General features: G+C 65.3%; 27 protein-coding genes. 14 read left to right on the plus strand and 13 right to left on the minus strand.

Going from position 1 to position 25,062, the window contains the following annotated elements; all coding sequences use genetic code 11:
* Positions 1–184: 184 nt before the first annotated feature.
* Positions 185–1,903: an NADH-ubiquinone oxidoreductase-F iron-sulfur binding region domain-containing protein gene (locus EV560_RS06345; RefSeq protein ID WP_131854898.1), complete on the plus strand. Its 1,719-nt coding sequence runs from the start codon at positions 185–187 to the stop codon at positions 1,901–1,903.
* Complete coding sequence (fdhF, locus tag EV560_RS06350) at positions 1,900–4,674, plus strand: formate dehydrogenase subunit alpha (RefSeq protein WP_131854899.1); 2,775 nt, start codon at positions 1,900–1,902, stop codon at positions 4,672–4,674. The genes EV560_RS06345 and fdhF overlap by 4 nt, the downstream gene beginning before the upstream one ends.
* Before the next feature lie 159 nt (positions 4,675–4,833).
* Here the strand turns inward: fdhF and EV560_RS06355 are convergent, their stop codons facing one another.
* Positions 4,834–6,072, minus strand: a complete 1,239-nt coding sequence (locus EV560_RS06355) for a multidrug effflux MFS transporter (protein WP_248311923.1) — start codon at positions 6,070–6,072, stop codon at positions 4,834–4,836.
* A gap of 151 nt (positions 6,073–6,223) precedes the next feature.
* Positions 6,224–6,859 (minus strand): glutathione S-transferase family protein, encoded by a 636-nt coding sequence (locus EV560_RS06360; RefSeq protein WP_131854900.1) that lies wholly within the window; start codon positions 6,857–6,859, stop codon positions 6,224–6,226.
* 117 nt (positions 6,860–6,976) lie between these two features.
* Between EV560_RS06360 and EV560_RS06365 the strand changes: the two genes are divergently transcribed.
* Together EV560_RS06365 and EV560_RS06370 are read left to right on the plus strand one after the other, a co-directional pair.
* Positions 6,977–7,699 carry a hypothetical protein gene (locus tag EV560_RS06365; RefSeq protein ID WP_131854901.1) on the plus strand — a complete coding sequence of 241 codons (723 nt, stop codon included), beginning with the start codon at positions 6,977–6,979 and terminating at the stop codon, positions 7,697–7,699.
* A 71-nt stretch (positions 7,700–7,770) separates the two neighbouring features.
* On the plus strand, positions 7,771–8,157 hold the full coding sequence (locus EV560_RS06370) for a SpoIIAA family protein (protein ID WP_207907959.1): 387 nt from the start codon (positions 7,771–7,773) through the stop codon (positions 8,155–8,157).
* A gap of 84 nt (positions 8,158–8,241) precedes the next feature.
* Here EV560_RS06370 and EV560_RS06375 read toward each other — a convergent pair whose 3' ends face one another.
* The 4 genes from EV560_RS06375 to greA form a co-directional block, all read right to left on the minus strand.
* Positions 8,242–8,463, minus strand: coding sequence for a hypothetical protein (locus tag EV560_RS06375; protein WP_131854903.1), 222 nt, complete (start codon positions 8,461–8,463; stop codon positions 8,242–8,244).
* Positions 8,464–8,476: 13 nt separating this feature from the next.
* On the minus strand, positions 8,477–8,662 hold the full coding sequence (locus EV560_RS06380) for a hypothetical protein (RefSeq protein WP_131854904.1): 186 nt from the start codon (positions 8,660–8,662) through the stop codon (positions 8,477–8,479).
* Positions 8,663–8,771: 109 nt separating this feature from the next.
* Positions 8,772–9,230 carry a tetratricopeptide repeat protein gene (locus EV560_RS06385; RefSeq protein ID WP_131854905.1) on the minus strand — a complete coding sequence of 153 codons (459 nt, stop codon included), beginning with the start codon at positions 9,228–9,230 and terminating at the stop codon, positions 8,772–8,774.
* Between the two features lie 114 nt (positions 9,231–9,344).
* A complete protein-coding gene (greA, locus tag EV560_RS06390) occupies positions 9,345–9,812 on the minus strand; it encodes a transcription elongation factor GreA (protein WP_131854906.1) in 468 nt (155 codons plus the stop codon).
* A gap of 90 nt (positions 9,813–9,902) precedes the next feature.
* Here greA and EV560_RS06395 point away from each other — a divergent pair, with 90 nt between their 5' ends.
* The 3 genes from EV560_RS06395 to EV560_RS06405 all read left to right on the plus strand — a co-directional run bounded on the left by EV560_RS06395 (position 9,903) and on the right by EV560_RS06405 (position 10,992).
* The gene (locus EV560_RS06395) at positions 9,903–10,193 is read left to right on the plus strand and encodes a hypervirulence associated TUDOR domain-containing protein (RefSeq protein ID WP_131854907.1); all 291 of its coding nucleotides are present in this window, start codon (positions 9,903–9,905) and stop codon (positions 10,191–10,193) included.
* Positions 10,171–10,452 carry a hypothetical protein gene (locus EV560_RS06400; RefSeq protein WP_131855481.1) on the plus strand — a complete coding sequence of 94 codons (282 nt, stop codon included), beginning with the start codon at positions 10,171–10,173 and terminating at the stop codon, positions 10,450–10,452. Before EV560_RS06395 ends, EV560_RS06400 begins: the two co-directional genes overlap by 23 nt.
* 123 nt (positions 10,453–10,575) lie before the next feature.
* The gene (locus tag EV560_RS06405) at positions 10,576–10,992 is read left to right on the plus strand and encodes a helix-turn-helix domain-containing protein (protein WP_131854908.1); all 417 of its coding nucleotides are present in this window, start codon (positions 10,576–10,578) and stop codon (positions 10,990–10,992) included.
* 111 nt (positions 10,993–11,103) lie between these two features.
* On the opposite strand, the gene EV560_RS06410 is transcribed toward EV560_RS06405, so the two are convergent.
* Positions 11,104–12,141 (minus strand): LysR family transcriptional regulator, encoded by a 1,038-nt coding sequence (locus EV560_RS06410; protein WP_131854909.1) that lies wholly within the window; start codon positions 12,139–12,141, stop codon positions 11,104–11,106.
* A gap of 74 nt (positions 12,142–12,215) precedes the next feature.
* On the opposite strand from EV560_RS06410, the gene EV560_RS06415 reads away from it, so the two are divergent.
* The 3 genes from EV560_RS06415 (at position 12,216) to uvrB (ending at position 16,433) form a co-directional block, all read left to right on the plus strand.
* Positions 12,216–13,412, plus strand: a complete 1,197-nt coding sequence (locus EV560_RS06415; RefSeq protein ID WP_131854910.1) for a GNAT family N-acetyltransferase — start codon at positions 12,216–12,218, stop codon at positions 13,410–13,412.
* Positions 13,409–13,609 carry a hypothetical protein gene (locus EV560_RS06420; protein WP_131854911.1) on the plus strand — a complete coding sequence of 67 codons (201 nt, stop codon included), beginning with the start codon at positions 13,409–13,411 and terminating at the stop codon, positions 13,607–13,609. Before EV560_RS06415 ends, EV560_RS06420 begins: the two co-directional genes overlap by 4 nt.
* 139 nt (positions 13,610–13,748) lie before the next feature.
* Positions 13,749–16,433, plus strand: a complete 2,685-nt coding sequence (gene uvrB / locus EV560_RS06425) for an excinuclease ABC subunit UvrB (protein WP_131854912.1) — start codon at positions 13,749–13,751, stop codon at positions 16,431–16,433.
* A 6-nt stretch (positions 16,434–16,439) separates the two neighbouring features.
* On the opposite strand, the gene EV560_RS06430 is transcribed toward uvrB, so the two are convergent.
* The gene (locus tag EV560_RS06430; RefSeq protein WP_131854913.1) at positions 16,440–17,600 is read right to left on the minus strand and encodes a hypothetical protein; all 1,161 of its coding nucleotides are present in this window, start codon (positions 17,598–17,600) and stop codon (positions 16,440–16,442) included.
* 299 nt (positions 17,601–17,899) lie between these two features.
* Between EV560_RS06430 and EV560_RS06435 the strand changes: the two genes are divergently transcribed.
* From EV560_RS06435 to EV560_RS06445, 3 genes are all read left to right on the plus strand, one after another.
* A complete protein-coding gene (locus EV560_RS06435; RefSeq protein WP_131854914.1) occupies positions 17,900–18,274 on the plus strand; it encodes a DUF6152 family protein in 375 nt (124 codons plus the stop codon).
* A gap of 9 nt (positions 18,275–18,283) precedes the next feature.
* Entirely contained in the window at positions 18,284–18,754 is a 471-nt protein-coding gene (locus EV560_RS06440) for a DUF2214 domain-containing protein (protein WP_131854915.1), read from the plus strand.
* A 387-nt stretch (positions 18,755–19,141) separates the two neighbouring features.
* Positions 19,142–19,984 carry an alpha/beta fold hydrolase gene (locus tag EV560_RS06445; protein WP_348982204.1) on the plus strand — a complete coding sequence of 281 codons (843 nt, stop codon included), beginning with the start codon at positions 19,142–19,144 and terminating at the stop codon, positions 19,982–19,984.
* A 34-nt stretch (positions 19,985–20,018) separates the two neighbouring features.
* Here EV560_RS06445 and EV560_RS06450 read toward each other — a convergent pair whose 3' ends face one another.
* The 4 genes from EV560_RS06450 to EV560_RS06465 form a co-directional block, all read right to left on the minus strand.
* Positions 20,019–20,300 (minus strand): DUF3175 domain-containing protein, encoded by a 282-nt coding sequence (locus EV560_RS06450; protein WP_131854917.1) that lies wholly within the window; start codon positions 20,298–20,300, stop codon positions 20,019–20,021.
* Between the two features lie 110 nt (positions 20,301–20,410).
* Positions 20,411–20,704, minus strand: a complete 294-nt coding sequence (locus EV560_RS06455) for a hypothetical protein (protein WP_131854918.1) — start codon at positions 20,702–20,704, stop codon at positions 20,411–20,413.
* Between the two features lie 117 nt (positions 20,705–20,821).
* Positions 20,822–22,552 carry a type VI secretion system contractile sheath domain-containing protein gene (locus EV560_RS06460; RefSeq protein WP_131854919.1) on the minus strand — a complete coding sequence of 577 codons (1,731 nt, stop codon included), beginning with the start codon at positions 22,550–22,552 and terminating at the stop codon, positions 20,822–20,824.
* A 90-nt stretch (positions 22,553–22,642) separates the two neighbouring features.
* Entirely contained in the window at positions 22,643–23,845 is a 1,203-nt protein-coding gene (locus EV560_RS06465) for a TIGR03862 family flavoprotein (RefSeq protein ID WP_131854920.1), read from the minus strand.
* A gap of 162 nt (positions 23,846–24,007) precedes the next feature.
* Between EV560_RS06465 and EV560_RS06470 the strand changes: the two genes are divergently transcribed.
* Positions 24,008–24,331, plus strand: coding sequence for a YnfA family protein (locus tag EV560_RS06470; RefSeq protein ID WP_465246978.1), 324 nt, complete (start codon positions 24,008–24,010; stop codon positions 24,329–24,331).
* Positions 24,332–24,340: 9 nt separating this feature from the next.
* Here EV560_RS06470 and phoB read toward each other — a convergent pair whose 3' ends face one another.
* Complete coding sequence (phoB, locus tag EV560_RS06475; RefSeq protein WP_131854922.1) at positions 24,341–25,039, minus strand: phosphate regulon transcriptional regulator PhoB; 699 nt, start codon at positions 25,037–25,039, stop codon at positions 24,341–24,343.
* Positions 25,040–25,062 lie beyond the last annotated feature (23 nt).

The raw sequence follows: 25,062 nt of genomic DNA on the forward strand, positions 1-25,062 counted from the left end.
TCCCATTCGCATCAGGGACTGCCAGGGCGTATGCTGCCTATGGCTTGATCACATTCTGGCATCTTGCATGCCAGGGATTGGCAACTTAGAATCGTTCCGATAACGTCGCCTTATCACAAGCAGCCGGATCAACGGCGCGGATAGGCGGAGCCCAGGCTCCGACGAGGGAGAAACGGTCCGAGCGATGACTGCGCACGATCATCAGACTCAGCATGTCCAGCCCTTCGAGCATCCGGGTCTGGGCCGAAAGCGGGCAAAATCCACGCCGAAGGGCCGCCAGGTCGAACCCCAGGCACTGGAGGAGGTCGAGGCCCTGCTCGGCGAGCGGCCACGCCAGCGTGACCTGCTGATCGAGCATCTGCACCTGATCCAGGACCGCTACCACCAGATCACCGCGGCGCATCTGGCGGCGCTGGCGGATATCATGAAGCTGTCCTTCGCCGAGGTCTTCGAGACCGCGACCTTTTATGCCCATTTCGACATCGTGAAGGAGGGCGAGCCCGAGATCCCGCCGTTGACGGTGCGGGTCTGCGACAGCTTGACGTGCGCGATGTTCCGCTCGGAAGAGCTGCTCGCGACCCTGCAGGATTCGGTCGGTCCCGGCGTGCGCGTGGTGCGGGCGCCCTGCGTCGGCCTGTGCGACCACGCGCCGGCGGTCGAGGTCGGCCATAACTTCCTGCTCGGGGCGACGAAGGAGAGCGTGCTGGCCGCGATCGAGGCCGAGGACACGCATCCGCATATGGAAGAGTATGTCGGCTACGATGCCTATATCGCCGGCGGCGGCTATACGCTGCTGAACGCGCTGCGCTCAGGCGAGCGCAGCATCGACTCGATCCTGACGGTGCTCGACGATTCCGGCCTGCGCGGGCTCGGCGGCGCCGGCTTCCCAACCGGCCGGAAATGGCGCGCGGTGCGCGGCGAGCCCGGCCCGCGGCTGATGGCGGTGAATGGCGACGAGGGCGAGCCCGGCACCTTCAAGGACCGGCTCTACCTGCAGACCGACCCGCACCGCTTCCTCGAGGGCACCTTGATCGGCGCGCATGTGGTCGAGGCCGACGAGGTCTATATCTATATCCGCGACGAGTATCCGGTGGCGCGCGAGATCCTCGAGCGTGAGATCGCCAGGTTGCCGGAAGGCGGCCCGAAGCTGCATCTCAGGCGCGGGGCCGGCGCCTATATCTGCGGCGAGGAATCCTCGCTGCTCGAAAGCCTCGAAGGCAAGCGCGGGCTGCCACGGCACAAGCCGCCCTACCCGTTTCAGGTCGGGCTTTTCGGCCAGCCGACGCTGATCAACAATGTCGAGACGCTCTACTGGATCCGCGACATCATCGAGAAGGGCAATGCCTGGTGGAACGCGCATGGCCGCAATGGCCGCACGGGCCTGCGCAGCTATTCGGTCTCGGGGCGAGTCAAGCAACCGGGCGTCAAGCTGGCGCCGGCCGGCGTCACGATCCGCGAGCTGATCGAGGAATTCTGCGGCGGCATGGAGGAGGGCCACCGCTTCCATGCCTATCTGCCTGGCGGCGCCTCGGGCGGCATCCTGCCGGCGCGCATGGATGATATCCCGCTCGATTTCGGCATGCTGGAGAAGCATGGCTGCTTCATCGGCTCGGCCGCCGTCGTCGTGCTCTCCGACCAGGACGATATCCGCGGGGCGGCGCTCAACCTGATGCGCTTCTTCGAGGATGAGAGCTGCGGGCAATGCACGCCCTGCCGCGCCGGCACCCAGAAGGCGGTGATGCTGATGCAGCGGCCGACCTGGAACCAGGAACTGCTCGGCGAGCTCTCGCAGGCGATGCGCGACGCCTCGATCTGCGGCCTCGGCCAGGCGGCGTCGAACCCTTTGACCTGCGTGATGCGTTACTTCCCGGAGGAATTCATGACGAAGGAAGCCGCGGAATGAGCAACGGCATCAGCTTCGAACTGAATGGCGAAATCGTCGAAGCCGCCTTTGGCGAGACGATCTGGCAGGTGGCGCAGCGGCTCGGCACGGAGATTCCGCATCTGTGCTATTCGCCTGCGCCGGATTACCGCGCCGACGGCAATTGCCGCGCCTGCATGGTCGAGATCGAGGGCGAGCGCGTGCTCGCTGCCTCCTGCATGCGCAAGCCGACGGTCGGAATGAAGGTCCACACCGCGACAGAGCGAGCCGAGAAGGCGCGCAAGATGGTGATGGAGCTGCTCGTCGCCGACCAGCCGGCCCGCGAGACCTCGCACGACCCCAGCTCGAAATTCTGGAGCTGGGCGGACAGGACGGGCGTCAGCGAGAGCCGCTTCCCGGCGGTCGAGCGCTGGCACTCGGACACCAGCCACACGGCGATGAGCGTCAATCTCGACGCCTGCATCCAATGTGGCCTATGCGTGCGCGCCTGCCGCGAGGTCCAGGTCAACGACGTGATCGGCATGGCCTATCGCAGCGCCGGTGCCAAGATCGTCTTCGATTTCGACGATCCGATGGGCCAGTCGACCTGCGTCGCCTGCGGCGAATGCGTCCAGGCCTGCCCGACCGGGGCGCTGATGCCGTCCGCCTTCCTCGACGCCAACCAGACCCGCGCGGTCTATCCGGACAAGAAGGTCGACTCGCTCTGCCCCTATTGCGGGGTCGGCTGCCAGGTCACCTACAACGTCAAGGACAACGAGATCGTCTATGCCGAGGGCCGCGACGGGCCGGCCAATCATAACCGGCTTTGCGTCAAGGGGCGCTTCGGCTTCGACTATATCCATCACCCGCACCGGCTGACCAAGCCGCTGGTGCGCCTGCCGAACATGCCGAAGGATGCCTGGGACCAGGTCGACCCGGCCAATCCCTGGACGCATTTCCGCGAAGCGAGCTGGGAGGAGGCGCTTGATCTGGCCGCGGCGGGCCTGAAGCGCATCCGCGACGCGAAGGGCCGCAAGGCGCTCGCCGGCTTCGGCTCGGCCAAGGGCTCGAACGAGGAGGCCTATCTCTTCCAGAAGCTGGTCCGCACCGGCTTCGGCTCGAACAATGTCGACCATTGCACCCGCCTCTGCCACGCTTCCTCGGTGGCGGCGCTGATGGAGGGCGTCAATTCCGGCGCCGTCACCGCGCCCTTCGCCGCCGCGCTCGACGCCGAGGTCATCATCGTCATCGGCGCCAACCCGACGGTGAACCATCCGGTCGCGGCGACCTTCATGAAGAATGCCGTGAAGAAGGGCGCCAAGCTCATCGTCATGGACCCGCGCCGGCAGGCGCTCTCGCGCCATGCCTGGAAGCACCTGGCTTTCAAGCCGGGCAGCGACGTCGCCATGCTGAACGCGCTGCTGCACACGATCATCAGCGAGGGCCTGACCGACGAGCAGTATATTGCCGGCTATACCGAGGGCTACGAGCGCCTGAAGGAGAGCATCCAGGCCTTCCCACCGGAGAAGATGGCGGCGGTCTGCGGCATCCCGGCCGAGGAGCTGAAGGAGGTCGCGCGCGCCTATGCCCGCTCGCGCGCCTCGATCATCTTCTGGGGCATGGGCATCAGCCAGCATATCCACGGCACCGACAATGCCCGCTGCCTGATCGCGCTCGCCATGGTCACCGGCCAGGTCGGCCGGCCGGGCACCGGCCTGCATCCGCTGCGCGGCCAGAACAATGTGCAGGGCGCGTCCGATGCCGGGCTGATCCCGATGGTCTATCCGGATTACCAGTCGGTCGAGAAGGAAGAGGTGCGCTCGATCTTCGAGACGCTCTGGGGCCAGTCGCTCGATCCCAAGAAGGGGCTCACCGTCGTCGAGATCATGAACGCGATCCATGCCGGCGAGATCACCGGCATGTATATCGAGGGCGAGAACCCGGCGATGTCGGACCCCGACCTCAACCATGCCCGCGGCGCGCTGGCAAAGCTCGACCATCTCGTGGTGCAGGACCTGTTCCTGACCGAGACCGCCTTCCATGCCGATGTCGTGCTGCCGGCCTCGGCCTTCGCCGAGAAGGTCGGCACGTTCACCAATACCGACCGGCGCGTTCAGATGGCACGCCAGGTCGTGCGGCCGCCGGGCGATGCGCGCCAGGATTGGTGGATCATCCAGGAGATCGCCAGGCGTATCGGCTGCGACTGGACTTATGGCGGGCCGGCCGATGTCTTCGCCGAAATGGCTTTGGTGATGCCCTCCTTCAACAACATCACCTGGGAGCGGCTGGAGCGCGAGGGCGCCGTGACCTATCCGGTCGATGCGCCGGACAAGCCTGGCAACGAGATCATCTTCGCGCAGGGCTATCCGACCGAGAGCGGCCGCGCCAAGATCGTGCCGGCGAATATCGTGCCGCCGGACGAGCTGCCGGACGAGGAGTATCCGATGGTGCTCTCGACCGGCCGGGTGCTCGAGCATTGGCACACCGGCTCGATGACAAGGCGCGCCGGTGTGCTCGACGATCTCGAGCCTGAGGCAGTGGCGCTGATGTCGCCGCGCGATCTCGGCCGGCTCGGCCTGGTGCCGGGCGGGCTCGTCCAGCTCGAGACGCGCCGCGGCGCGATTGCCGTCAAGGTCCGCTCCGACCGCGATGTGCCGCAGAACATGGTGTTCATGCCGTTCTGCTATGCGGAGGCCGCGGCGAACCTGCTGACCAACCCGGCGCTCGACCCGATGGGCAAGATCCCGGAATTCAAGTTCTGCGCGGTCAGGGCGCGGCCAGCAGCGGAGTCGCTGAGCACTGCCGCGGAATAACCGTCATCGTGGTCGGCCGCGCTCATCGAGCCGGATCCGATCAGATCGGCGCCTGCTCTAGAGCATTTCCGCGTTTCTTCGAATCGCGAAAATGCTCTATCTATTTGTTTCGACGCATTTTCTTCACGCGAACCGGCATCCACTTCGCTCAAAAATGCTCTAGGATCTACCGGCCGTCGGGTGGAACAGCCGGCCCTTCTCGGCGATCAGCACCATGCCGAGCGCGATGGTGCCGCAGATCGCGAAGCCGAGCGTCAGCGGCACCACCGTGCCGTTGAAATGCTGGCCGATATAGAAGCCGAGCAAGGCGCCTCCGACCGTGGTGACGAAGCCCTGCACCGAGGAGGCCGTGCCGGCGACATGGCCGAGGGGGTCCATCGCCATGGCGTTGAAATTCGGCGCCATCAGGCCGAAGCAGAACATCGTGCCGCCCTGCAGGATGGCGAAGAGCCAGATATATTCGTGCCCGCTCGCAGCCAGCGCCGCATGCACGCTGGTCAGCCCGATAAAGCCGAGCAGCGCGCCATGCGAGACGCGGCGCATGCCGAGCCTGACGACGATGCGGGCGTTCACCAGCGAGGCCACCGCCATGAACATCGCGATCAGCGCGAAGACGATGGTGAACCAGTCTCCGGCCTTGAAGACGACATCGAAGATCTGCTGGGCGCTGTTGACGAAGCCGAACAGCCCGCCGAGCACAAAGCCCATCGCCAGCATGTAGAAGACCGAGATCCGCGTCGTCAGCGTGGTGCGGAAGGCCGCGACGATCGTGCGAAGCTCGATCGGCTTGCGGTCCTCCGGGTGCTGCGTCTCCGGCAGGAACAGGGCCGAGCAGAGCAGGACGACCGCGCCGAAGGTCGTCAGCACGCCAAAAATCCAGCGCCAGGGCGCGACCCAGAGGATCGCCTGGCCAATCGAGGGCGCCAGGATCGGCACCGCCAGGAAGACGATCATCGCCAGCGACATGACGCGGGCCATGTCGCGGCCGGAATAGCAGTCGCGCACGATCGAGATGGCGAGCACGCGCGTCGCCGCCGCGCCGACGCCCTGGACCACGCGGGCGAACATCATCGCCTGGAAAGAGCCAGCAAAGGAAGCCAGCACGCTCGCGGCGACATAGATCACGAGGCCGAAGGTCAGGATCGGCTTGCGGCCAAAACGGTCGGACAAGGTGCCGTAGATGATCTGGGTGACGCCGAAGCCGAGCAGATAGGCGGTGACGATCCATTGCCGGTCATTCGGCTCGGCGATGCCGAGCGCGTCGCCGATCTCCGGGAGAGCGGGCAGCATCGCGTCGATGGCGAGCGCATTCGTCGCCATCAGCGCCGCCATCAAGGTCACGAAAGGATAGAAGCCCATGCCATGGCGCGGCATGGCGGCTACGGAAGTCTCGTTCATATCTGCCTGCTGCCGGGAGCCATGTCCCGCTATCCCGCGAAACGGGAGCGGCCGGCGAAATAGCCGGCCGATCTCTTGAGAATAAGAGCAACCGGAAATGCCCGGCAACCCGGCTGCGGCCGGGCGCGGCATGCGCCCGGCGCAAGTCGGTTCAACCCGCCTTCTGCTGCTCCGGCATCAGCGCGTTGTCGAGTTCGTTGGCACGGATCGCTGCCGGGCGGGCCTGCAGGCGCTTGGCATAGGCCTCGAAGGCCGGGCGTCGCTCCATCGAGCCGAATTGCAGGCCCCAGGAAATCTGCGCGCCGAGATAGACATCGGCGGCGCTGAACCTGTCGCCGAGCAGGTAGTCGCCATGGCTCACGGCGCCCTCCAGGCTGTCCATGACGTCGCCGAAGCTGCCATAGCCGCACATGCCGCTGCGCTCCTCCGGCACGACGAAGCCGAGCGCCTTGTTGGTCACCGCCGCCTCGGTCGGCCCCGCGCCGAAGAAGAGCCAGCGGTAATAGGGGCCGCGCAGCTTGCTTCCGGGCTCGGGCGCGAGGCCCGCCTGCGGGAAGGCATCGGCGAGATAGGCGCAGATCGCCGCGCATTCGGTGACGACCATGTCGCCATGCTTCAGCGCCGGCACCTTGCCCATCGGGTTGATCTCCTTATAGGCGGGCCCCTTCATCGCCGGACCGAAAGCGACGACCTCCATGCGGTAGGGCTGGCCGACTTCCTCCAGCATCCAGCGCACGATGCGGCCACGCGACATGGGATTCGAATAGACGACGAGTTCATCCGACATGGGCTTCCTCCGTTGGCTCGCCGCGAAGCTAGAGCCTGATCCTGGCAGGGCAATGACCATGTCCGGTTGCCCCGGGCGCGAAGTTCTGTGAGCTTGGCGCCGGGACGAGGCAGGAGCGTGATGATTCAGGACGGGACAGCACGAGCCGTTTCGGTCAGCGAGGGCCGGATGACGATTGCCGGGGTGGCGGGGCGCTTCGTCCAGGGCATCGGCCGGCACCTGCGACTGGAGGGGCAGAATCTGCGTCTCGTCAGCGGATTCGCCAGCACGGCAGAACGCTTGCGCGAGAGCTGCCGGATCGAGGGCGAGGCACATGTCGCCGGCGATAGGCTCGGGCGCGTCGGCTTCGAGGGCGTGGCCTCGACGATCGTGCTCGTGCTGCGGCCGCTGCCCGCGGGCAGCGAGACCCGCATCCTGCTGACGCTGGGCTATCGCGACGAGGATGACAGCTATCTGGCCGAGCTCTGGACTCCGGTCGTGCTGTTCGAAGCACTCAAGCGCGACGTCGTTGCCGGCGCGGCCCGGCGCCTCTCGCTCAATGCGACGACGAGCCTCTGGGTGCGCGAGGACGAGCGCGACGCCAGCCCGGCCCTGCCCGTGGTCTGGAATCTCGGCCTGGAGCCGGACGGACAGCGTAGCGCCGGTGCGCGCGGGCTGGTCGAGAGCATCGACTGGAGCAGCGCGCTGGCCGAAAGCCCGACGGAACCGCCTCCTGCCGCCGCTCAGGACGACGAGGAGCCCGACGACCCGGTCTCCGACGAGCTGCGGCGGATCAACTGGAGCTTCAAGCAGCTCATCCTGGTGCTGGCCTTCCTGCTGATCGTCCTCGCGATCAAATAGCGTCATCGCGGCGCGGAAACCTCGGCCGCACCTGCGCGTTCGACCCTGGCAGATATCGCCAGGAGACGATCATGTTCGAAATCCTCGCCGCGCCCGATCATGTCGCGGCCTATCGCCTGTCCGAGACGCTTACGGCCGAGGATTATGAGGGGCTCATCGCCGATATCGAGGCGCGGCTCTCGCGGCATGAGAAGATCGGCGTCCTCGTCGACCTCACTGCCTTCAAGGACATCACCTTCATGGCGACGGCGAAGGACCTGCGCTACAGCCTGAGCAAGCTCTTCGAACTCAAGCGCTTTCCGCGCGAGGCGCTGATCAGCGACAAGGGCTGGATCGCGGCATTGGCTGCGATCGCGAGCCCGCTCGTGCCCTTCGTCGAGATCCGCGCCTTCAGGCCGGAGCAGATGGAGGCGGCGCTGGCCTGGGTCACCGAGATCGAGGGCGGGCCAAACGCCTGATCTTTCAGGCGATGATCCGCCAGCGATGTCCGCTGCGACCACGCGGGTCCGCATCGCCGGGCCTCTGCATTTTGCGGTGTCTTGTCATCGCTCCGCTCTTGCCGGGCGGCTTCCGCCGCCCTTGCTCTCGGGGTCGTGGGTATGATGGCTGTCGCGCTCGCCGCCTCCGCCGGAAATTCTGGCGCGCCGGCGGTTATCCTCGTCGGCTGGCGGCTTCCGGATCTCGAGCGGCTTCTTCGCGTTCTCATGCGAGGCGCCCGGCCCACCCTGGCGAATGGTCCGCGGCGATTTGGTCGATGTCGACATCGCTCCCTCCCGATCAGCGATCCTGCTGATGGCCCTGATGGGTCGTGTTCTGCTTGATATTGGCCTGGCGGCCATGCTGATCAGGGTTCGCCGGCCGCTCGCCCGCCGGGCGGCGCGGTGCCTCCCGTTCAGGTGTGGCGGGTTCGCCAGGTCCCTTGGAGCTGCGGTTCTCGGGGGGAATAGGGGGCAGCTTGCTCATCGCGTCCTCCTTGCTCGGCCACTTGGCCTGTCTGGAGGTCAACGCAGCGGTGACGGGGAAGTTCGCTGGCCGGCGGCCAATTGACGCGACGATCGCGGAGGCCGCGCCGTCATTTCGCGGCTTCTGCCTTGGTGACCGCCTCGTTCAAATCCTGCCATTCGTGACAGCGACCGCAGAGCTTGGCGAGCCGCTCGAGATTGGCCTTGGCCGAGGCCATGTCACCGGTCTCGATGAACCATTCGCCCTGATATTCGAGCGCCGGCAGGAAGGTTGGATCGCGCAGTAGCGCCGCGTCGTAGAATTGCTTGGAGACCGGGTAGTTCTTCAGCTTGCGATGCGAAAAGGCGATCCAGTTGAGCAGTTCCGGCGAATTTGGCTGGGTCTTGGCCAGCTCCATCAGCTTGTCGATCGCGGCCGCATAGTTCTTCTCCTCGATCCAGCGCCTCGCCTGGCGGTAATCGGGATTGTCGTCGAGATAGGTCCAGTCGGAGCCGACGGCGAAAGCCTGTGTGCCGGCGAGCAGCACGGCCGGAAGTACGATCTGGCGAAACAGGCTGCGAGGGCGCATCGGACCTCCGGGATTATGCGCGGCGACAGTCATGGCCGCGCCGAAACACGCGACCGGGATCACCCTCGCCGGGCTGTCCGGCATTTTGGCTGAGATCGGATTAGCGCAGCGGTATTACGCGATCGCGACGATCGTCACCGTTTCGGTGCCGATCGCGGCCTGATCGCCCACGGATCTGCCCATCAGGGCGCGGGCCAGCGGCGCGACATAGGGCAAGGTGCCCTGCGCCGGCTCGGCCTCGTCCTCCCCCACGAGCCGCCAGCTCTGCTGCCTGCCATCGCCGCGCTCAATCGTCACCGTAGAGCCGAAGCGGACCTCGTCATGCCGGATCTGCGGCGGCACGAGCTCGGCCGTGGCACGGCGCGCCGTCCAGTAGCGCAGCTCGCGCCTGGTCTGGGCGATCTCGGCCTTGTCCTCGGCTTCCAGGGCGGCTGCGTGCTCGTCATGCCAGCGCTCGAACGCGGCCTCGATCTGGGCGAGGCCCTCCGGCGTCACCAGGTTGGGATGCGGCGAGACCGGCCTGTCCGGCAGGTCTTCATAGGCCTCACCCTCTTCCGCTTCCTTGACGAAGGCACGGCTCATCCTAGGCCTCCTCCCCTGATCCTGCGCGGATCGGGCGAACCGAACCACGCTATTTGCGTTCTTTCATCATGGCCGTTCAGGAGCAGCACGATGACAGCGTTGGAACTTGGAACGGCGGTCACCTGGAGATGGGGTGCCTACACCGCCGAAGGCAAGATCGAGCGAGTCTACACCCGCACGGTCAGCCGTACCATCAAGGGCAAGCGCATCAGGCGCAACGCCTCGAAGGAGCATCCGGCCTACCTCATCCGGCAGGATGATGGCGGTCGCGCTCTGAAATCCGAGAGTGAAGTGGAGAGGGCCCGTGAGCGAACATATCGATCTCGTCCCGCCGCAAACACTGGCGGAGAACGCCGAAATGGGTCTTCGCCTGCGGCGTGAATTCCACCGCGGCGGCACGCAGATCGGCATCGCGCGGGCGCGTGACCTGCGTGCGCGCAAGCGCCTGAGCGAGGACACGATCAGGCGCATGGCGAGCTATTTCGCCCGCCATTCGGTCGACAAGCAGGCCGCGGATTTCGGCAATAGACGCAACCCCTCCGCGGGCTATATCGCGTGGCTGCTCTGGGGCGGCGACGAAGGACGCGACTGGGCCGAGCGCAAGAAGGCGGAGATCGAGCGGATGGGGCAAACAGGGTAAGCCTGTAAACCCGCCTGCGATCCATGGAGAAGCGGCGCGGCTTTGCTGTGAATTGCTATGACGTATTCCGGTCGCTGTTTATGTGCTTGACATAAAGCATGCGGTTGCGGCTCCATACGGGTAATGCCAAATACAGTGCCCAATCCCATCGATCGCCATGTCGGCAGCCGCGTTCGAATGCGCCGCATGCTTGTCGGCATGAGTCAGGAAAAATTGGGCGGGGCACTGGAGCTGACCTTTCAGCAAATCCAGAAATACGAAAAGGGCACGAATCGCATCAGTGCGAGTCGTCTGCAGCAGATCAGCAACATCTTGCAGGTGCCGGTGGCGTTCTTCTTCGAGGGTGCGCCTTCGTCGAATATTGGCGCGTCGAATCCTGTCCAGGATGGCAGGCCTGCGACCGATATCTCCGCCTTCCTCGCGACGGCGGAAGGCGTGCAGTTGAATCAGGCCTTTTCGCAAATCCGCAGCGGCATGGTTCGCCGGCGGATCGTCGATCTGGTGGAGGCGCTGGTCGAGGGCGAGCAATCGTCGCGCTAGATCATTGGACCGGTTATCGTATACGCTGCAATGATCTAGCTTCTTGTTTTCGCATCGGCTTCTTCCGAAAACCGCAATCCACTTTTCGTGCCGATGCGCTAGCGAACAAGCTCACGCGTATTGGTCGTAACCCTCTCGCACCGCCCGAGTCTCGCGGTCGCGCGTGATCGTTGCAATCTCGCCAGGCTTGACGAAGCTGTCGCGAAACCAGGGATACCGGTTGGGGTCGAAGGCCTGCTTGATCCAGTCGATCGTCTTGCGCACATGCGGGAGTTCGGCTGCCTGCCTGTGAAACACCAGCCAGACGTCGCGCCGCAGCGCCCAATCCTCGGCGACATGGACCAGGCCGTCGGTCAGCGTAACCGTGAAAGTAGGCATGGCGGTGATACCGGCACCGTGCTTCGCAGCCACGAGCTGTGCCGAGGCGGTGTTCAGAGACAGGTTCACGAATTCGCGCGGGTCGCGTCCGAGCTTGTCGAGTTCCAGGGCCTCGCTCCGGATTTGCGCGCCGGCGATCTCCAGAACATTGTGATCGACCAGGTCGGCCCGACGCTCGGGCTTTCCGTGCTTCTCGATATAGCGTTGCGCCGCGAAGAGGACGACATGGACGCTGCAGAGACGAACGATCTTGAGGTCGGGGTCGACCTCCGGCCGGTCGAGTTGCACGGCGATATCGACATCGAGCGTCTTGACGTTTCTCGGCCTCGTCTCGCAGTCGAGCTGGACGTGGATGCCGGGATAGCTCTCCGACAATTCGATCAGGCGCGGCAACAGCCAGAACGTGCCGATGCCCTCGGTGCAGCCGACCTTGACCGTTCGCCGAATAGGCTGGCGCCGGTCGCATAGCGCCCGCAGGCTCTGCGCGGAAGCGAGCATCAGGTTGGCGCGCTCGCGAACGACCGTGCCGGCAGTCGTGAGCTCGGCTCCACGGGCGTCGCGGTTGAACAGGACTGCACCGATCTGGTGCTCCAGCGCATTGATGCGCGCCGTGACGACTTTCGGGGAATAGCCGGTCTGAGCCGCAGCCGTTCGGAAACTGCGGACCTCCGCTACCTTCAGGAAAATCCTGATGTCTTCCCAGTTTATGTCTGCACCCACAGTGAGATTGGAGTGATGCGATTCCAACATCGGGTTAGGCGATTTCGACATCACCTAGCCCCTGAGTTTGAGAGTAAATTGAGAACGCCGGCAACAAACCCTTAGCGTTAAACGGAGTAATTGCCATGGGCGTTCACGTCCTCCCAGAAGGGAAAGAGATTTCTCGTGAAGAGGTCCGCAACCTCCTGAACCTCGATTTCGAGAAATACAGCCGGGGCTTCGTCATCTTCACGCCATCCGAAAGCATTGTCGCCCGGATGGTCGAGCGGGCGCGCACATATATTTCCAAGCCTGCCTCGCTCGATGCCGTCATGCGCGTATTCCGCCACAATCCCGACACGATTGTTACCATGGCTAAGGGCGCATGGCGAGACGAGCCGGGTAATGATCCACTCGGCTTCTGGTGCCATCTGCCGCTCAATCCCGAGGGCCACGACGCGCTGTTCGATGGACGGCTCGTCACCCGCGATCCGGACGTGGCGTTCATCGCGCGTCCCTGGGAGCGGCCGGCGGCGATCTATCACTGGTACACCGATATGGCGCCCGCGGTCGCCGGTGGCCTGGCACTCGTCATGGAACGCTTCTCGCTGCCGCGCTATCGCGGCCTGCCGATGTATTGCCATGCCGCGACGGCGACGGCCCATAGCTTCTTCGTCCGCTCCGGCTTCAAGCAAGGTGCAAAGCACAAGGACTGGGTTGCGCCGGGCATGCTCAGCCTGTCGCCTCCCGACCCGGCCGGCGAGCGACCGCGCTATGACAGCTACATGCCGGGCCTGGCCGGCACGCGCCTCGGCATCAAGGTCGCGCATGGGCTCGACGATCTGCTGCTGGCCATCTCGATTCGCGGGGCGGCCTTCGTCGGCGAGCGCTTCCTGCCGGTCTTCGAGGATATCGACGGCAACGATATGACGGCAACGCATCTGATCGGCTATGTCGGGGACGAACCCGCCGGCTGCATCCGCATCCGCTATTTCGCCGATTTCGTGAAGCTGGAACGCCTTGCGGTGCTGCAGCCGCAGCGCAAGGAAAAGCTCGCCTCGGCGCTGGTCCATGCCGCGGTCGATTTCATCCGCACCAAGGGCTATCGCCGCATCTACGGCCAGGCGGCGGAGCCGTTCCTGCCGATGTGGAAGCGCTTCGGCTTCGAGCAACGCGCGGGCGACGGGGTCACCTACCTGACCGACGAAGTCTATTACGAGATCGATCTGGTGATGCCGCCGCTCGCGGAGCCGATCACCCACGAATCCGGCGCCGCGCTCCTGGTTCGGCGCGAGGGCGAATGGCATCGGCCCGGCGCTTTCGACGGGGCGGACGCATCATGAGGGAAGCCGCCGCACCCGAGCGCTCAGAGCCGGAAGCTCCGGCAGAGCTCTCTGCCCTGATCGCGATGATCGACTATCTCATCCCGCAGGTGCGTGATCTCAGCCCGATGGCCGTGCTCCATCTCTACCTCGCCAAGGAGGAGCTTCAGGTCGAGGAAGCGATCCGAAGCAACAAGGTGATGCGCTTCGGGACATGAAGACGTGCGGCCGCCGTCGCAGAGACGGCGGCCGCCGCGCCATCGCCGGGCCGTTCGCCGGATTGTCTCCTGTCAGCTCCTGTCATCAATAGATCGCTCCCCCCTCGCATCGGAGCCGGTTCGGGCCCATATTGCGGCCATGCCGAAAGCTCCCGATACGACCAAGGCGAAGCCCGCCAAGAAGCCCGCCTCCGCCCGCACGCCGAAATCCAAGGCGTCGAAGCCGGATCTGAAGCCGCTCGAGGGCTATCTCGCTGACCTGCTCAACCCGGCGATCAATCGCGGCACGGCGGTGCCCGGCGGCGCCTCGGGCTTCAGCGACCGGCCGCAGGCCGGCTATGGCGAGGTCGAGGACGCTCCCAAGAGGAAGCCGAAGCGCAAGAACGATCCGGCCTCCGCCTTCGACGACGAGGAGAGCCAGACCGCCGCCTCGGTGACGGCGCTGGCGTTGCGCGGCCTCCTGGAAAGCGGCAGCCCCTTCATCGATGCCGGCAAGCCCTGGACGCCGCATCGCCCGGCCCGGCCGGAAAAGTCGGAAGGCGGCATCCGCTTCCAGATGCAGACCGAGTTCAAGCCCTCGGGCGACCAGCCGGGTGCGATCAGCGATCTCGTCGACGGCATCCGCCGGCAGGAGCGCGACCAGGTGCTGCTCGGCGTCACCGGCTCCGGCAAGACCTTCACCATGGCCAAGGTGATCGAGGAGACGCAGCGTCCGGCGCTGATCCTGGCGCCGAACAAGACGCTGGCCGCGCAGCTCTATGGCGAGTTCAAGAGCTTCTTCCCCGACAACGCGGTCGAGTACTTCGTCTCCTATTACGACTACTATCAGCCGGAAGCCTATGTTCCGCGCTCGGACACCTATATCGAGAAGGAATCCTCGATCAACGAGCAGATCGACCGCATGCGCCATTCGGCGACGCGCTCATTGCTCGAACGCGACGACGTGATCATCGTCGCCTCGGTCTCCTGCATCTACGGTATCGGCTCGGTCGAGACCTATACGGCGATGACCTTCTCGATCAAGGTCGGCGAGATCATCGAGCAGCGCCAGCTCATCGCCGATCTCGTGGCCCTGCAATACAAGCGCACGCTCGGCGATTTCGCCCGTGGCACCTTTCGCGTGCGCGGCGATGTCATCGAGCTGTTCCCGGCGCACTATGAGGACCGGGCCTGGCGCATCGGCCTGTTCGGCGACGAGGTCGAGAGCATCTCGGAATTCGATCCGCTCACCGGCCAGAAGACCGGCGACCTCGAATTCGTCAAGGTCTACGGCAACTCGCACTACACCACGCCGCGGCCGACGCTGAACCAGGCGGTGAAGTCGATCAAGGAGGAGCTCAAGGGTCGGCTCGACGAGCTCAACCGCATGGGCCGCTATCTCGAGGCGCAACGGCTCGACCAACGCTGCACCTTCGATATCGAGATGATCGAGGCGACCGGCTCCTGCAACGGCATCGAGAACTATTCGCGCTATCTCACCGGCCGCAAGCCGGGCGAGCCGCCGCCGACCCTGTTCGAATACCTGCCCGACAATGCGCTGGTCTTCGCCGACGAGAGCCACGTCACCGTGCCGCAGATCGGCGCGATGTACCGGGGCGACTTCCGCCGCAAGGCGACGCTGGCCGAATACGGTTTCCGCCTGCCCTCCTGCATGGACAACCGGCCGCTGCGCTTCGAGGAATGGGACGCGATGCGCCCGCAATCGGTCCATGTCTCGGCCACGCCCGGCGGCTGGGAAATGGACCAGACCGGCGGCGTCTTCACCGAGCAGGTCATCCGCCCGACCGGGCTGATCGACCCGCCGGTCGAGGTGCGGCCGGCCAAGCACCAGGTCGCCGACCTGCTCGACGAGATCAAGGAGGTCACCGAGAAAGGCTATCGCACGCTGGTCACCGTGCTGACCAAGCGCATGGCGGAGGATCTGACCGAATACCTGCACGAGAACGGCGTGCGCGTGCGCTACATGCACTCCGATATCGACACGATCGAGCGCATCGAGATCCTGCGTGACCTGCGCCTCGGGGCCTTTGACGTGCTCGTCGGCATCAACCTGCTGCGCGAGGGCCTCGACATTCCCGAATGCGGCTTCGTCGCCATTCTCGACGCCGACAAGGAAGGCTTCCTGCGCTCCGAGACCTCGCTGATCCAGACGATCGGCCGCGCGGCCCGAAATGTCGACGGCAAGGTCATCCTCTATGCCGACCATGTCACCGGCTCGATGGAGCGGGCCATGGCCGAGACCAATCGCCGGCGCGAGAAGCAGGAGGCCTATAACCTCGAGCACGGCATCACGCCGCAGACGGTGCGCAAGAATATCGGCGACATCCTCGGCTCGGTCTATGAGCGCGACCATGTCACGGTCGACAGGGGGCTGGTCGAGGCGCCCGTCGCCGGCCACAACCTCAAGGCGGCCATCGCCGATCTCGAGAAGCGCATGCGCGAGGCCGCGGCCGACCTCGAATTCGAGACCGCCGCCAGGCTGCGCGACGAGATCAAGCGCCTGCAGGCGACCGAGCTCGCCATCGCCGACGACCCGCTGGCCCGGCAGGGCGATGTCGAGGCGAGTGCCGGAAAGTACAAGGGTGAGCGCAGTTACGGCGCCAGCGCCAACCTGCCGACGCGGGCGCGCAAGCCGACCGATGCGGATATGGGCCCGCATAACTGGGGTGGTGGCGAGGCGAAGCCGAGAAGCGGAGAGCGCTTCAGCCCGCTCGGCGCGGGGAATTCGCGCGTCCGCAAGCCGACGCTGGATGAGATGGGGCCGGTGCCGGAATCACGGCCGCTCGGGGCGGGGGAAGAGCGCAAGCGGCGGGGACGGAGATAGGCGTCCCTAAAGCTTCACCGTCATGCTCGGAAAGTAAACTGATATCGGGGTATCAACGATATGATCAGCCTCGAGCGAGCGCCTAACTTGATTTGCAATCTCGGCTCGGTAAGATTCGATCTTCGGAGCAAACGAGTATATATCTGAAGTATCAATTTGAATTGTTCTCATTTGATTTACATCAAACGGAACCTTATCAGCCGATCTAATAATCTGAACGATCGGTAGTTTAACAGAATGTCGGAGGGCCAATTCGTAAAACACGTTAGGATTGTGAAAAGACAAATCTGCGATGACCAATCTCGCACGCATTATGTAGTCAATTATTTGACGTGTGATTACCCCAGGCTTATCAATCGCGTCAGCTCGGACTACCTTTAGTTTAAAATTCTCAACAGCAGGCTCCACTAAAGTTCCCAGGAAAAGATCGGAATGTTTTCGAGCCTCGGACCCCTCCTCGCCAATTGGCGCAACATAAAAGCAAGTTTGTTCGAAGTGCGCATGCTCAGATGTAATAACACTTGTTGTTTGCCGCACCGTTTGCACTTCGATGCCGGCCTTGACACCGGATGCAGGCAACTCATCGAGCAACATATCCAGAGATACTATTCTTTCAGCTCCGGATAATGTCTTTAGCAATCCAACAAATCTCAAATTAACGACAAAAGTATCGATTGCCTCCGGCGCATGCTCGCTCTCGATTCCGATGTCCTTCGCGGCATCAATAAGAACAGCGTGTGCTGGCAATTTATTCCCAACAAATTTTTGGTACAGCTTTTCAAATGGCTCGATGCCCAAAATTGCTAGATTTGCTCTAGTCCTGACTTGCTCTCGCCCCGATACCTGCTCATCGACGGCTTTCAATCCTTCGGGGGTGAGCTCGATATTGTCCGCTTGAACCCCACCTTTCGTTAATCCGTAACGACCGGCGTTAACAATTAGCTGCCTCGACCCTCCACTCTCCGGCGATTTTCCCAGTTGATCGAAGAGAGTGAGTCGTTTTACAGCCTGCCCACTGCCAATTTGAAAAATAGCCTTGGCAAAAGACAACGGCTCCTCAAATGATGAGGCAGGAAAAGAACGCTGAGTCCGCTTCTTTTTTAGTGCGGCTTCGGCAATCTGCGTGGCTGGAGTAGGTTCTGCAATTTTCTCATTGACCTTAGCCATATCAACACAGCCTCAGCATTGAATTTCAACTTTAGAGTGCATAGTTGCGCGATTTGTATGCAGATGCAACTTCAATTCACCCCCGGTTAATTGATAGTTGCGTTACGCGATGCTTGTTGCAATCCGAGAGCCTAGTCGCCGGGGCTGGCGGATGAGCGTGACAAGCGCGAATGTGGCGCGAGAGGGGCCGAAAATCACTCCACAACGCAGATGTGACCCAATCCCCTGCAACACCGCCCCGGTTTCGTGGTTGAATAGCCCACAAGCCGCAGAAGCGCGGCGCGGAAGGGAGAGACCAGATGACGCCGAACCGCCGCAGTCTCATTGCCTTCGGGCTCGTCGCCTTCGCCGCCCCGGCCCTGGCGCATCACGGCTGGTCCTGGGCCGAGGGCGAGCAAATGACGCTCGACGGCACCATTCGCAAGATCTCGATGGCGCCGCCGCACCCGCTGCTGATGGTCGAATCCGGCGGCAAGCTCTGGCAGGTCGACCTCGGCAATCCCAACCAGACCGAACGCTCCGGCTTCCGCGGCGACACCGCCAAGCCCGGCGACAAGGTGACCGCGCTGGGCAACCGCCATCTCGACAAGGAGAAGGCGCATATGAAGGCGGTGCGCATCACGATCGCCGGCAAGAATTACGACATGTATCCGGAGCGCATCCGCACGAACTGACGCGGCGCGGTGGCTGTGATCGAGGCGCTCGGGCAGTGGCCGGGCGCGCTGCTGCTGCAGCGCTCCGGCACCGTCTATCTGTTCGTCAATGCCGCGCATATCCTTGGCATCGGCCTGTTGCTCGGCGCCATCCTGCCGCTCGACCTGCGCCTCGTCGGCGTGATCCGCGGCGCGCCGCTCGCGGTGATCGGCCCGTTCCTGGTGCGGGCGGCCGGCTTCGGCCTGGCGCTCGCGCTGGTCACGGGGTTCTGGCTGTTCACCGTCAAGCCGACCGAATATGCGGCGAACCCGGCCTTCCTCTACAAGCTCGGCCTGCTCGCGCTGGCACTTGGCAATATCGCGCTGCAGCACCATGGCGCTGGCTTTCGGGAGGCGCTGGCCGATGACCGCCCCTCGGCGCGGATCCGCGCGGGAGCCGCGGCCTCGCTCGCGCTCTGGCTGGCGGCGCTGGTCGCCGGGCGCTGGATCGGCTTCGTCTGAGGAATTGTACGCCACTGACGTTCGGGCCCTGAGCCAACCCCGTCATTGCGAGCGCAGCGAAGTAATCCAGGGGGTCTCGCTCGACGTCCCCCTGGGTTGCTTCGTCGCTACGCTTCTCGCAATGACTCTGTTGGCGCGGCCGCCCCACACCTTCGTATGATCCGCCGAACCCTATGTAGGATTCTCGGCCACGAGTCGCTCGCCTAGCTTTTCCGCATCGCTAAACCCGTTGCGGAGCAAGCCATGAGCCACAGCGTACCCCATCCCGGTCTTACCCGACGCAGCGTCGTCGCTGCCGCGGCCGGCGCCTCGGTGGCGAGCCTGCTGCCCACCGGGGCCTTCGCGCAATCCCTCGCCTCCAACCAGCACCCAAGAGGAGACCATCCCATGAGCAGCGGCTTCGTCAGAACCAAGGACGGCACCGAGATCTTCTACAAGGATTGGGGGCCGAAGAACGCCCAGCCGATCGTCTTCCACCATGGCTGGCCGCTCTCCTCCGACGACTGGGACGCGCAGATGCTGTTCTTCCTGCAGCATGGCTATCGCGTCGTGGCGCATGACCGGCGTGGCCATGGCCGCTCATCGCAGGTCGATACCGGCAACGACATGGACCATTACGCCGCCGATGCCTCGGCCGTGGCCGAGCATCTCGACCTGCGCAATTCTGTCCATATCGGCCACTCGACCGGCGGCGGCGAGGTCGCCCGCTATGTCGCGAAATTCGGCCAGCCCCAGGGCCGCGTCGCCAAGGCCGTGCTGGTCAGCGCCATTCCGCCGCTGATGCTGAAGACCGAAGCCAATCCTGGGGGCACGCCGATCTCGGTATTCGACGATTTCCGCAGCGCGCTCGCCGCCAACCGCGCGCAGTTCTATCTCGATGTCGCCTCGGGCCCGTTCTACGGCTTCAACCGGCCGGGCGCGCAGGTCTCGCAGGGCGTAATCCAGAACTGGTGGCGCCAGGGCATGATCGGCGGCGCGCTGGCGCACTATGAAGGCATCAAGGCCTTCTCGGAAACCGACCAGACCGAGGATCTGAAGGCGATCACCGTGCCGACGCTCGTGCTCCACGGCGAGGATGACCAGGTCGTGCCGATCGCGGACGCGGCGCTGCTCTCGGTCAAGCTGCTGAAGAAGGGCACGCTCAAGACCTATCCGGGCTATCCGCACGGGATGCTGACCATTCATGCCGATGTGCTCAATCCCGACCTGCTCGCCTTCGTGAAGGGCTGAGGCTCACCATTGCAGGGGCGGAGGATCTCCGCCCCTATTCGCGATGGAAGAGCCGGCGCAGGCTGTGCTTGGCGGCGTCGAGCGTCCTCAACTTCTCCTTCGGCAGGTTCCTGCCGGCGCGGTTGACGTAGAAGGTCAGCATCGACATGGCCGAGCGGAACGGGCTCGATTTGCGCCGCCGGCTGCCCTCGGCCGAGCGCTTGAGCGAGCCGGCGATGCGACGCGGATCGTCGGATTTGAAGACCGAGCTCTTAAGGTCGAGCGCGTCGCTGTGGCGGGTTACCTCGCCCGACCATTTGCGCTTGCTCTGCGCCATCGCGGGCCTCCCTGCGTTGCTTTGGTCTTGAGGCAACGCGGTGAGACCGGCGAGGTTGCGCCGGACACGAGAAGGCCCGGCCTTGCGGCCGGGCCCTGTCGGAAGCGGGATCAGAAGCGGTCGTAGTAGCGCTCCTCCTGATAGCGGCGCCCATAGGCCGGCGCCCAGGGCGGCGGGCCATGATGGCGGCGATAGCCATAGCCGTAGCCGCGATCATAGTGGCGGCGCCGGTCCTGCCATTCCATGTTCCGCTGGATCTCCCACATGCGGTGCTCGCGCGTGTGCCGCACATAGGTGGCCTCGGTCTTGTCGAGCGCGGCCGATCCCTTGAAGACCTCGCTCGCGACGGACGGCGTCGCGGCCGTTCCGAGCGCGATGGCTGCGGCGATCAGTAACTGACGCATGAGTTCCTCCTTCGTCTGTTGGCTCCAGTAGAGCCGTCGGAACTGCAACCGCGCCTGAACGGAAAGGTTTGCTCCCGTTCATCTTCGCGGCTGCGTCGGAAGGAGGAATCGATTTGTCTAGGCCTCGATATCGAAGGAGAAACCGAAGCCGCCCATGACCTCGCGGCCGAGCGTGACCGAGACCTCGAAGGCGCGAGCCCCGTCTTGAGAAGCTGCGGTCGGCGCGACGGTGACCGCCGCGCCCGGCCCGGTCGTCTGGACGAGATCGCTCAGCGCCTGCTCGATCAGCAGGGCGGCATCGTGATCGGAGATGCCGCGCGGCAAGGTCTCGACCCGCTCGCGGCTGACGGATTCGAGCAGGCTGGAGACGAAGCGGAAAGGCAACCCGGCAAAGCCCTCCATCGCCGCCTTCATCTCATCGGTGACGGCGCCGTATTGGTGGACGGCGGCGGCGCGCACGAGCCAGGCCTGGTCGCGATCGGCCCGGCCCACCAGCGCCATCAGCCCATCGCGGGCGAGATCGCGGGCCACGCCGCCATCGAGCGCAGCGCATAGCGGCAGCGCGATGGTCTTGCCGCCGCGGACGGAAAGCTCGACCACGTCGAGACCCTCGACCGGGTTCTGGTTACCGAGGATCTCGGTCGGCCAGCCGCTGCGCGACAGGCTGGAGAGGATCTGCGCGGCGACGACGAGTCCGGCGTCGCCCCAGAGTGGGGCCTGTCCCTCGCCGGCGCGCAGCACGACGTCGTTCCAGGCTGCGAAGAGGAACTGGCTTTCCGGCCGGTCGCGCAGGCCACGCCAGGCGGCATGGGCCGGGCCGTCGAGCAGGGCGGCGGGATTGTCCATCGCCGCGACCTCGGCGGCAGGCTTGCCGAAAAAACCGGCCGCGAGCGAGACGATGACCGGAGTCTGGCTGGCGTAGCCGAGCAATGCGAGATGGCGCAGCGCCTCGAAATCGGCGGCTGAGGTGCCGAAAGCGCCGACGACCAGGATCGCGCTCCAGCGCGCCTCCTGCGCAGTTTCGGCCAGCGCGCCGATGAACCCGTCATTTGCGAGCGCGTCGGTGATGCTCTCGCCGCCGAGATCCCAGAGCTTGAGCGCCGGCTTCGTGCCGCGACCGCGGGCGGAGAGCACGAGCTTCAGGCCACGCCAGGCGGCCTCGGCCGTGAGCCAGGCGGGATGCCGGGTGATCGCCTCGATCTGGCGGGTGACCGCGTCGGGGCGGGCGGCGGATGCGCCGGAGGGCGCGGCTTGCGGCCCGCGCGTCGAGGAGAGGAAGGCGGAGATGGCGGCGCTGGCGGGGTCGGCCTGCTGCGGTGCACCCGGCACATCGACCAGCGAGAGGAGGCTGTCTAGCGAATTGTCTTCGGCCGCAGCCGGTGCGGTGGCAGCGGCGGCCTGGCGCGGCGTGCGCAATTGCCCGGCGAGCGCCGCGGTCAGCTTGTCGAAGCGCGGGCCTTTCGCCTCGGCATCGAGCCCGGCGACGGAGCCGCTGCGGGCGATCTCGGCCGCGATCGCTTCGGCTTTGACGATCTCGGGCACGCGGGCCGCGATCGTGCCCGGGTCGAGATCGCGCAGCGAGCGAACCGGCAGGGCGATGGCGAGCGCAGGCGGCTCGCTGCCGAGATGGTTCGGCACATCGAAGCGGATGACGGCGCCGTGGCCGGCGAGCGCGGAGGCGATATCCTCGCTGGTGAGGTCGCTCATCCGGCTCTCCCCGCCGAAGTCGCCGACGATCAGCAGTTCGAAACGGGGCGCCGCCGCCACCTCATGTGGGGTGCGGCTTTGCAACCCACCGAACCCGGCATTCAGGTGAACGCCGCCCAGCGGCCGATCCTCGCCCGTCATCTGTCCTGCCCCTGCCCTGGAAACGCGCCGCGGAGCGCGGCCGTTCAGGTGGTTAGCAGGCTTATCCGACAGTCTTTCGACAATGCGCCCCTAACTGCGAAGCCAGCTTTCGATCCCCAGCGCTGCCGCGACGCCCGTGGCGAAACAGGCCTGGAGCAAATAGCCGCCGGTCGGCCCCTCCCAATCGAGCATCTCGCCGGCGGCAAACGTGCCCGCCAGACGCTTCAGCATGAGGTTCTCGTCGAGCTCGCTCGTCGCGATGCCGCCAGCGGTCGAGATGGCGCGCTCGATCGGGCGCAGGCCGGTGAGCATCAGCGGCAAGGCCTTGATCAGAGCGGCGAGCGCTGCAGGCTCTTCCGGCAGGCGGCCGGGCTCGCGCAACAGCGCGACCGAAACGGGCGCGAGACCGGCAGCCTTGCGCAGGTGGTTGCTCAGGGTCTCCCCCTTGCGACGGGCGGCGAGGCGTTCCGCAAGATGGGCCTCGTCGAGATCCGGCCTGAGATCGAGCCTGATGGCGACCTTGCCGTCGCGCTGTATCGCCTCGCGCAGTGGGGCGGAGAGCGCATAGACCGCGCCACCCTCCAGCCCGTCGGCATCGATCATCGCCTCGCCCCTCGCCTCCCCGCCGGCGAAGCAGATGGCGATGCGCTTCAATGGCGCCCCAGCGAAACGTTCGCGGAAGATTTGCGACCAGGCGACAGCGAAGCCGCCATTGGCCGGGCGCAAAGGCAAGAGCGCGATGCCCCGCTCGGCAAGCAGGGGCGTCCACCCGCCATCGGAGCCGAGCCGCGGCCAGCTTGCGCCTCCGAGCGCCAGCAGTGTCGCGGCGGGGTGGGCTTCGACGGTTGCGCCGTCATGCTCGAAGAGTAGCGCGCCGTTCTCGCCCCAGCCGCGCCAATCGTGGCGCGGGGCGAAGGCGACGCCGAGCCCTTCGAGCCGGCGCAGCCAGGCGCGCAGCAGCGGCGAGGCCTTCATCGCCTTGGGAAAGACGCGACCGCTGCTGCCGATGAAGGTCTCCTGGCCGAGCCCATCGGCCCAGTCACGCAGCGCCTGCGGCGGGAAGGCACGCAGGGCGGGTTCAAGCCAGGGAGCGGCCTCGCGATAGCGGGTGAGGAAGGTCTCGAACGGCTCGGAATGGGTGAGATTGAGGCCGCCGCGCCCGGCCAGCAGGAATTTGCGCGCCGGCGAGGGCATGCGGTCATAGAGCGTTACCGCGTAGCCTGCCTCGGCGAGGCGCTCGGCCGCGATCAGGCCGGCCGGGCCTGCGCCAATGATCGCGATGTCACGTGCCATGGTCCCGGCCTATCCTCGCTCTAGCCCCGTCATCCCAGCCGAAGCACGGCGTAGCGCCGACACCGCTCTCAGGGCTTGTACCGGGATGACGCGGATAGGTTTCCGCCGGAATAGGCTCTAAACTTCCCGGCGCGTTTGGCAAAGCCGGCGCATGCTGGAGAGATGATGCCGAGCTTTGCCATTTATGCCGCGGCGGCACTTGCCGAGATCGCCGGTTGCTTCGCCTTCTGGGCCTGGTTCAGGCTCGACAAGCCGGCCTGGTGGCTGGCGCCGGGCCTCGTCTCGCTGGCGCTGTTCGCCTGGCTGCTGACGCTGGTCGAGAGCGAGGCGGCCGGGCGCGCCTATGCCGCCTATGGCGGCATCTACATCGTCGCCTCGCTGCTTTGGCTCTGGCTTGCGGAGGGCTCTCGGCCCGATCGCTGGGACATTGCCGGCGGGATCATCTGCCTCGCCGGCGCTGCGATCATCATCGCAGCGCCGCGCTAAGCGGGACACTCAGCTACGTGCAAAGGTCTCGTCGAAGGCGTAGCCGGCACCGCGGACCGTGCGCAGCGGATCCTTGGCGTTCTCGGGCGTGATCGCCTTGCGCAGCCGCCCGACATGAACGTCGACGGTGCGCTCGTCGATATAGACGTCGCGGCCCCAGACGGCGTCGAGCAGCTGGGCGCGGGAATAGACCCGGCCCGGCGCCTGCATCAGGAATTCGAGCAGGCGGAACTCGGTCGGTCCGAGATGCAGCTCCATGCCGGAGCGGCGGACGCGCCGCGTCGTGCGGTCAAGCTCGAGATCGCCGGCGGCCAGCAGGCCCGCGACATGGCCGGGCTTGGCCCGGCGGAGCAGCGCCTGGATGCGGGCGATCAGCTCGGGCAGCGAGAACGGCTTGACGACGTAATCGTCGGCGCCGGTGGCAAGGCCGCGCACGCGCTCGGTCTCCTCGCCGCGGGCGGTCAGCATGATGATCGGCACGCGCTCGGTATCGCGCCGGGCGCGAAGCCGGCGGCACAGCTCGATGCCGGACAAGCCCGGCAGCATCCAGTCGAGCAGCACGAGGTCGGGCGTGTGGTCGCGCAGATGCAGCTCGGCATCGTCGCCACGAGCGACGCTGTCGACCTCGAAGCCTTCAGCCTCGAGATTGTAGCGCAGGAGCAGCGTGAGCGGCTCCTCGTCCTCCACGATCAGGATGCGTGCGGGCATGTTTCAAGAATCCAGAAGGCCAG

The sequence above is a fragment of the Allobosea sp. BK604 genome, assembly GCF_004341515.1.
Classification (GTDB): domain Bacteria; phylum Pseudomonadota; class Alphaproteobacteria; order Rhizobiales; family Beijerinckiaceae; genus Allobosea.

Excerpts from the sequence above, each read along its gene's own strand:
- EV560_RS06385 (WP_131854905.1), bottom strand. The coding sequence starts at position 9,230 with ATGCGCCCTCGCAGCCTGTTTCGCCAGATCGTACTTCCGGCCGTGCTG.
- EV560_RS06415 (WP_131854910.1), top strand. The coding sequence starts at position 12,216 with ATGGGCGTTCACGTCCTCCCAGAAGGGAAAGAGATTTCTCGTGAAGAG.
- EV560_RS06465 (WP_131854920.1), bottom strand. The coding sequence starts at position 23,845 with ATGGCACGTGACATCGCGATCATTGGCGCAGGCCCGGCCGGCCTGATC.
- EV560_RS06375 (WP_131854903.1), bottom strand. The coding sequence starts at position 8,463 with ATGTCGACATCGACCAAATCGCCGCGGACCATTCGCCAGGGTGGGCCG.
- phoB (WP_131854922.1), bottom strand. The coding sequence starts at position 25,039 with ATGCCCGCACGCATCCTGATCGTGGAGGACGAGGAGCCGCTCACGCTG.
- greA (WP_131854906.1), bottom strand. The coding sequence starts at position 9,812 with ATGAGCCGTGCCTTCGTCAAGGAAGCGGAAGAGGGTGAGGCCTATGAA.
- EV560_RS06430 (WP_131854913.1), bottom strand. The coding sequence starts at position 17,600 with ATGGCTAAGGTCAATGAGAAAATTGCAGAACCTACTCCAGCCACGCAG.
- EV560_RS06395 (WP_131854907.1), top strand. The coding sequence starts at position 9,903 with ATGACAGCGTTGGAACTTGGAACGGCGGTCACCTGGAGATGGGGTGCC.
- EV560_RS06410 (WP_131854909.1), bottom strand. The coding sequence starts at position 12,141 with ATGTCGAAATCGCCTAACCCGATGTTGGAATCGCATCACTCCAATCTC.
- EV560_RS06450 (WP_131854917.1), bottom strand. The coding sequence starts at position 20,300 with ATGGCGCAGAGCAAGCGCAAATGGTCGGGCGAGGTAACCCGCCACAGC.
- EV560_RS06460 (WP_131854919.1), bottom strand. The coding sequence starts at position 22,552 with ATGACGGGCGAGGATCGGCCGCTGGGCGGCGTTCACCTGAATGCCGGG.
- EV560_RS06400 (WP_131855481.1), top strand. The coding sequence starts at position 10,171 with ATGGGTCTTCGCCTGCGGCGTGAATTCCACCGCGGCGGCACGCAGATC.
- EV560_RS06455 (WP_131854918.1), bottom strand. The coding sequence starts at position 20,704 with ATGCGTCAGTTACTGATCGCCGCAGCCATCGCGCTCGGAACGGCCGCG.
- EV560_RS06470 (WP_465246978.1), top strand. The coding sequence starts at position 24,008 with ATGATGCCGAGCTTTGCCATTTATGCCGCGGCGGCACTTGCCGAGATC.
- uvrB (WP_131854912.1), top strand. The coding sequence starts at position 13,749 with ATGCCGAAAGCTCCCGATACGACCAAGGCGAAGCCCGCCAAGAAGCCC.
- EV560_RS06435 (WP_131854914.1), top strand. The coding sequence starts at position 17,900 with ATGACGCCGAACCGCCGCAGTCTCATTGCCTTCGGGCTCGTCGCCTTC.
- EV560_RS06405 (WP_131854908.1), top strand. The coding sequence starts at position 10,576 with ATGCCAAATACAGTGCCCAATCCCATCGATCGCCATGTCGGCAGCCGC.
- EV560_RS06355 (WP_248311923.1), bottom strand. The coding sequence starts at position 6,072 with ATGAACGAGACTTCCGTAGCCGCCATGCCGCGCCATGGCATGGGCTTC.
- EV560_RS06445 (WP_348982204.1), top strand. The coding sequence starts at position 19,142 with ATGAGCAGCGGCTTCGTCAGAACCAAGGACGGCACCGAGATCTTCTAC.
- EV560_RS06380 (WP_131854904.1), bottom strand. The coding sequence starts at position 8,662 with ATGAGCAAGCTGCCCCCTATTCCCCCCGAGAACCGCAGCTCCAAGGGA.
- EV560_RS06420 (WP_131854911.1), top strand. The coding sequence starts at position 13,409 with ATGAGGGAAGCCGCCGCACCCGAGCGCTCAGAGCCGGAAGCTCCGGCA.
- EV560_RS06345 (WP_131854898.1), top strand. The coding sequence starts at position 185 with ATGACTGCGCACGATCATCAGACTCAGCATGTCCAGCCCTTCGAGCAT.
- EV560_RS06370 (WP_207907959.1), top strand. The coding sequence starts at position 7,771 with ATGTTCGAAATCCTCGCCGCGCCCGATCATGTCGCGGCCTATCGCCTG.
- fdhF (WP_131854899.1), top strand. The coding sequence starts at position 1,900 with ATGAGCAACGGCATCAGCTTCGAACTGAATGGCGAAATCGTCGAAGCC.
- EV560_RS06360 (WP_131854900.1), bottom strand. The coding sequence starts at position 6,859 with ATGTCGGATGAACTCGTCGTCTATTCGAATCCCATGTCGCGTGGCCGC.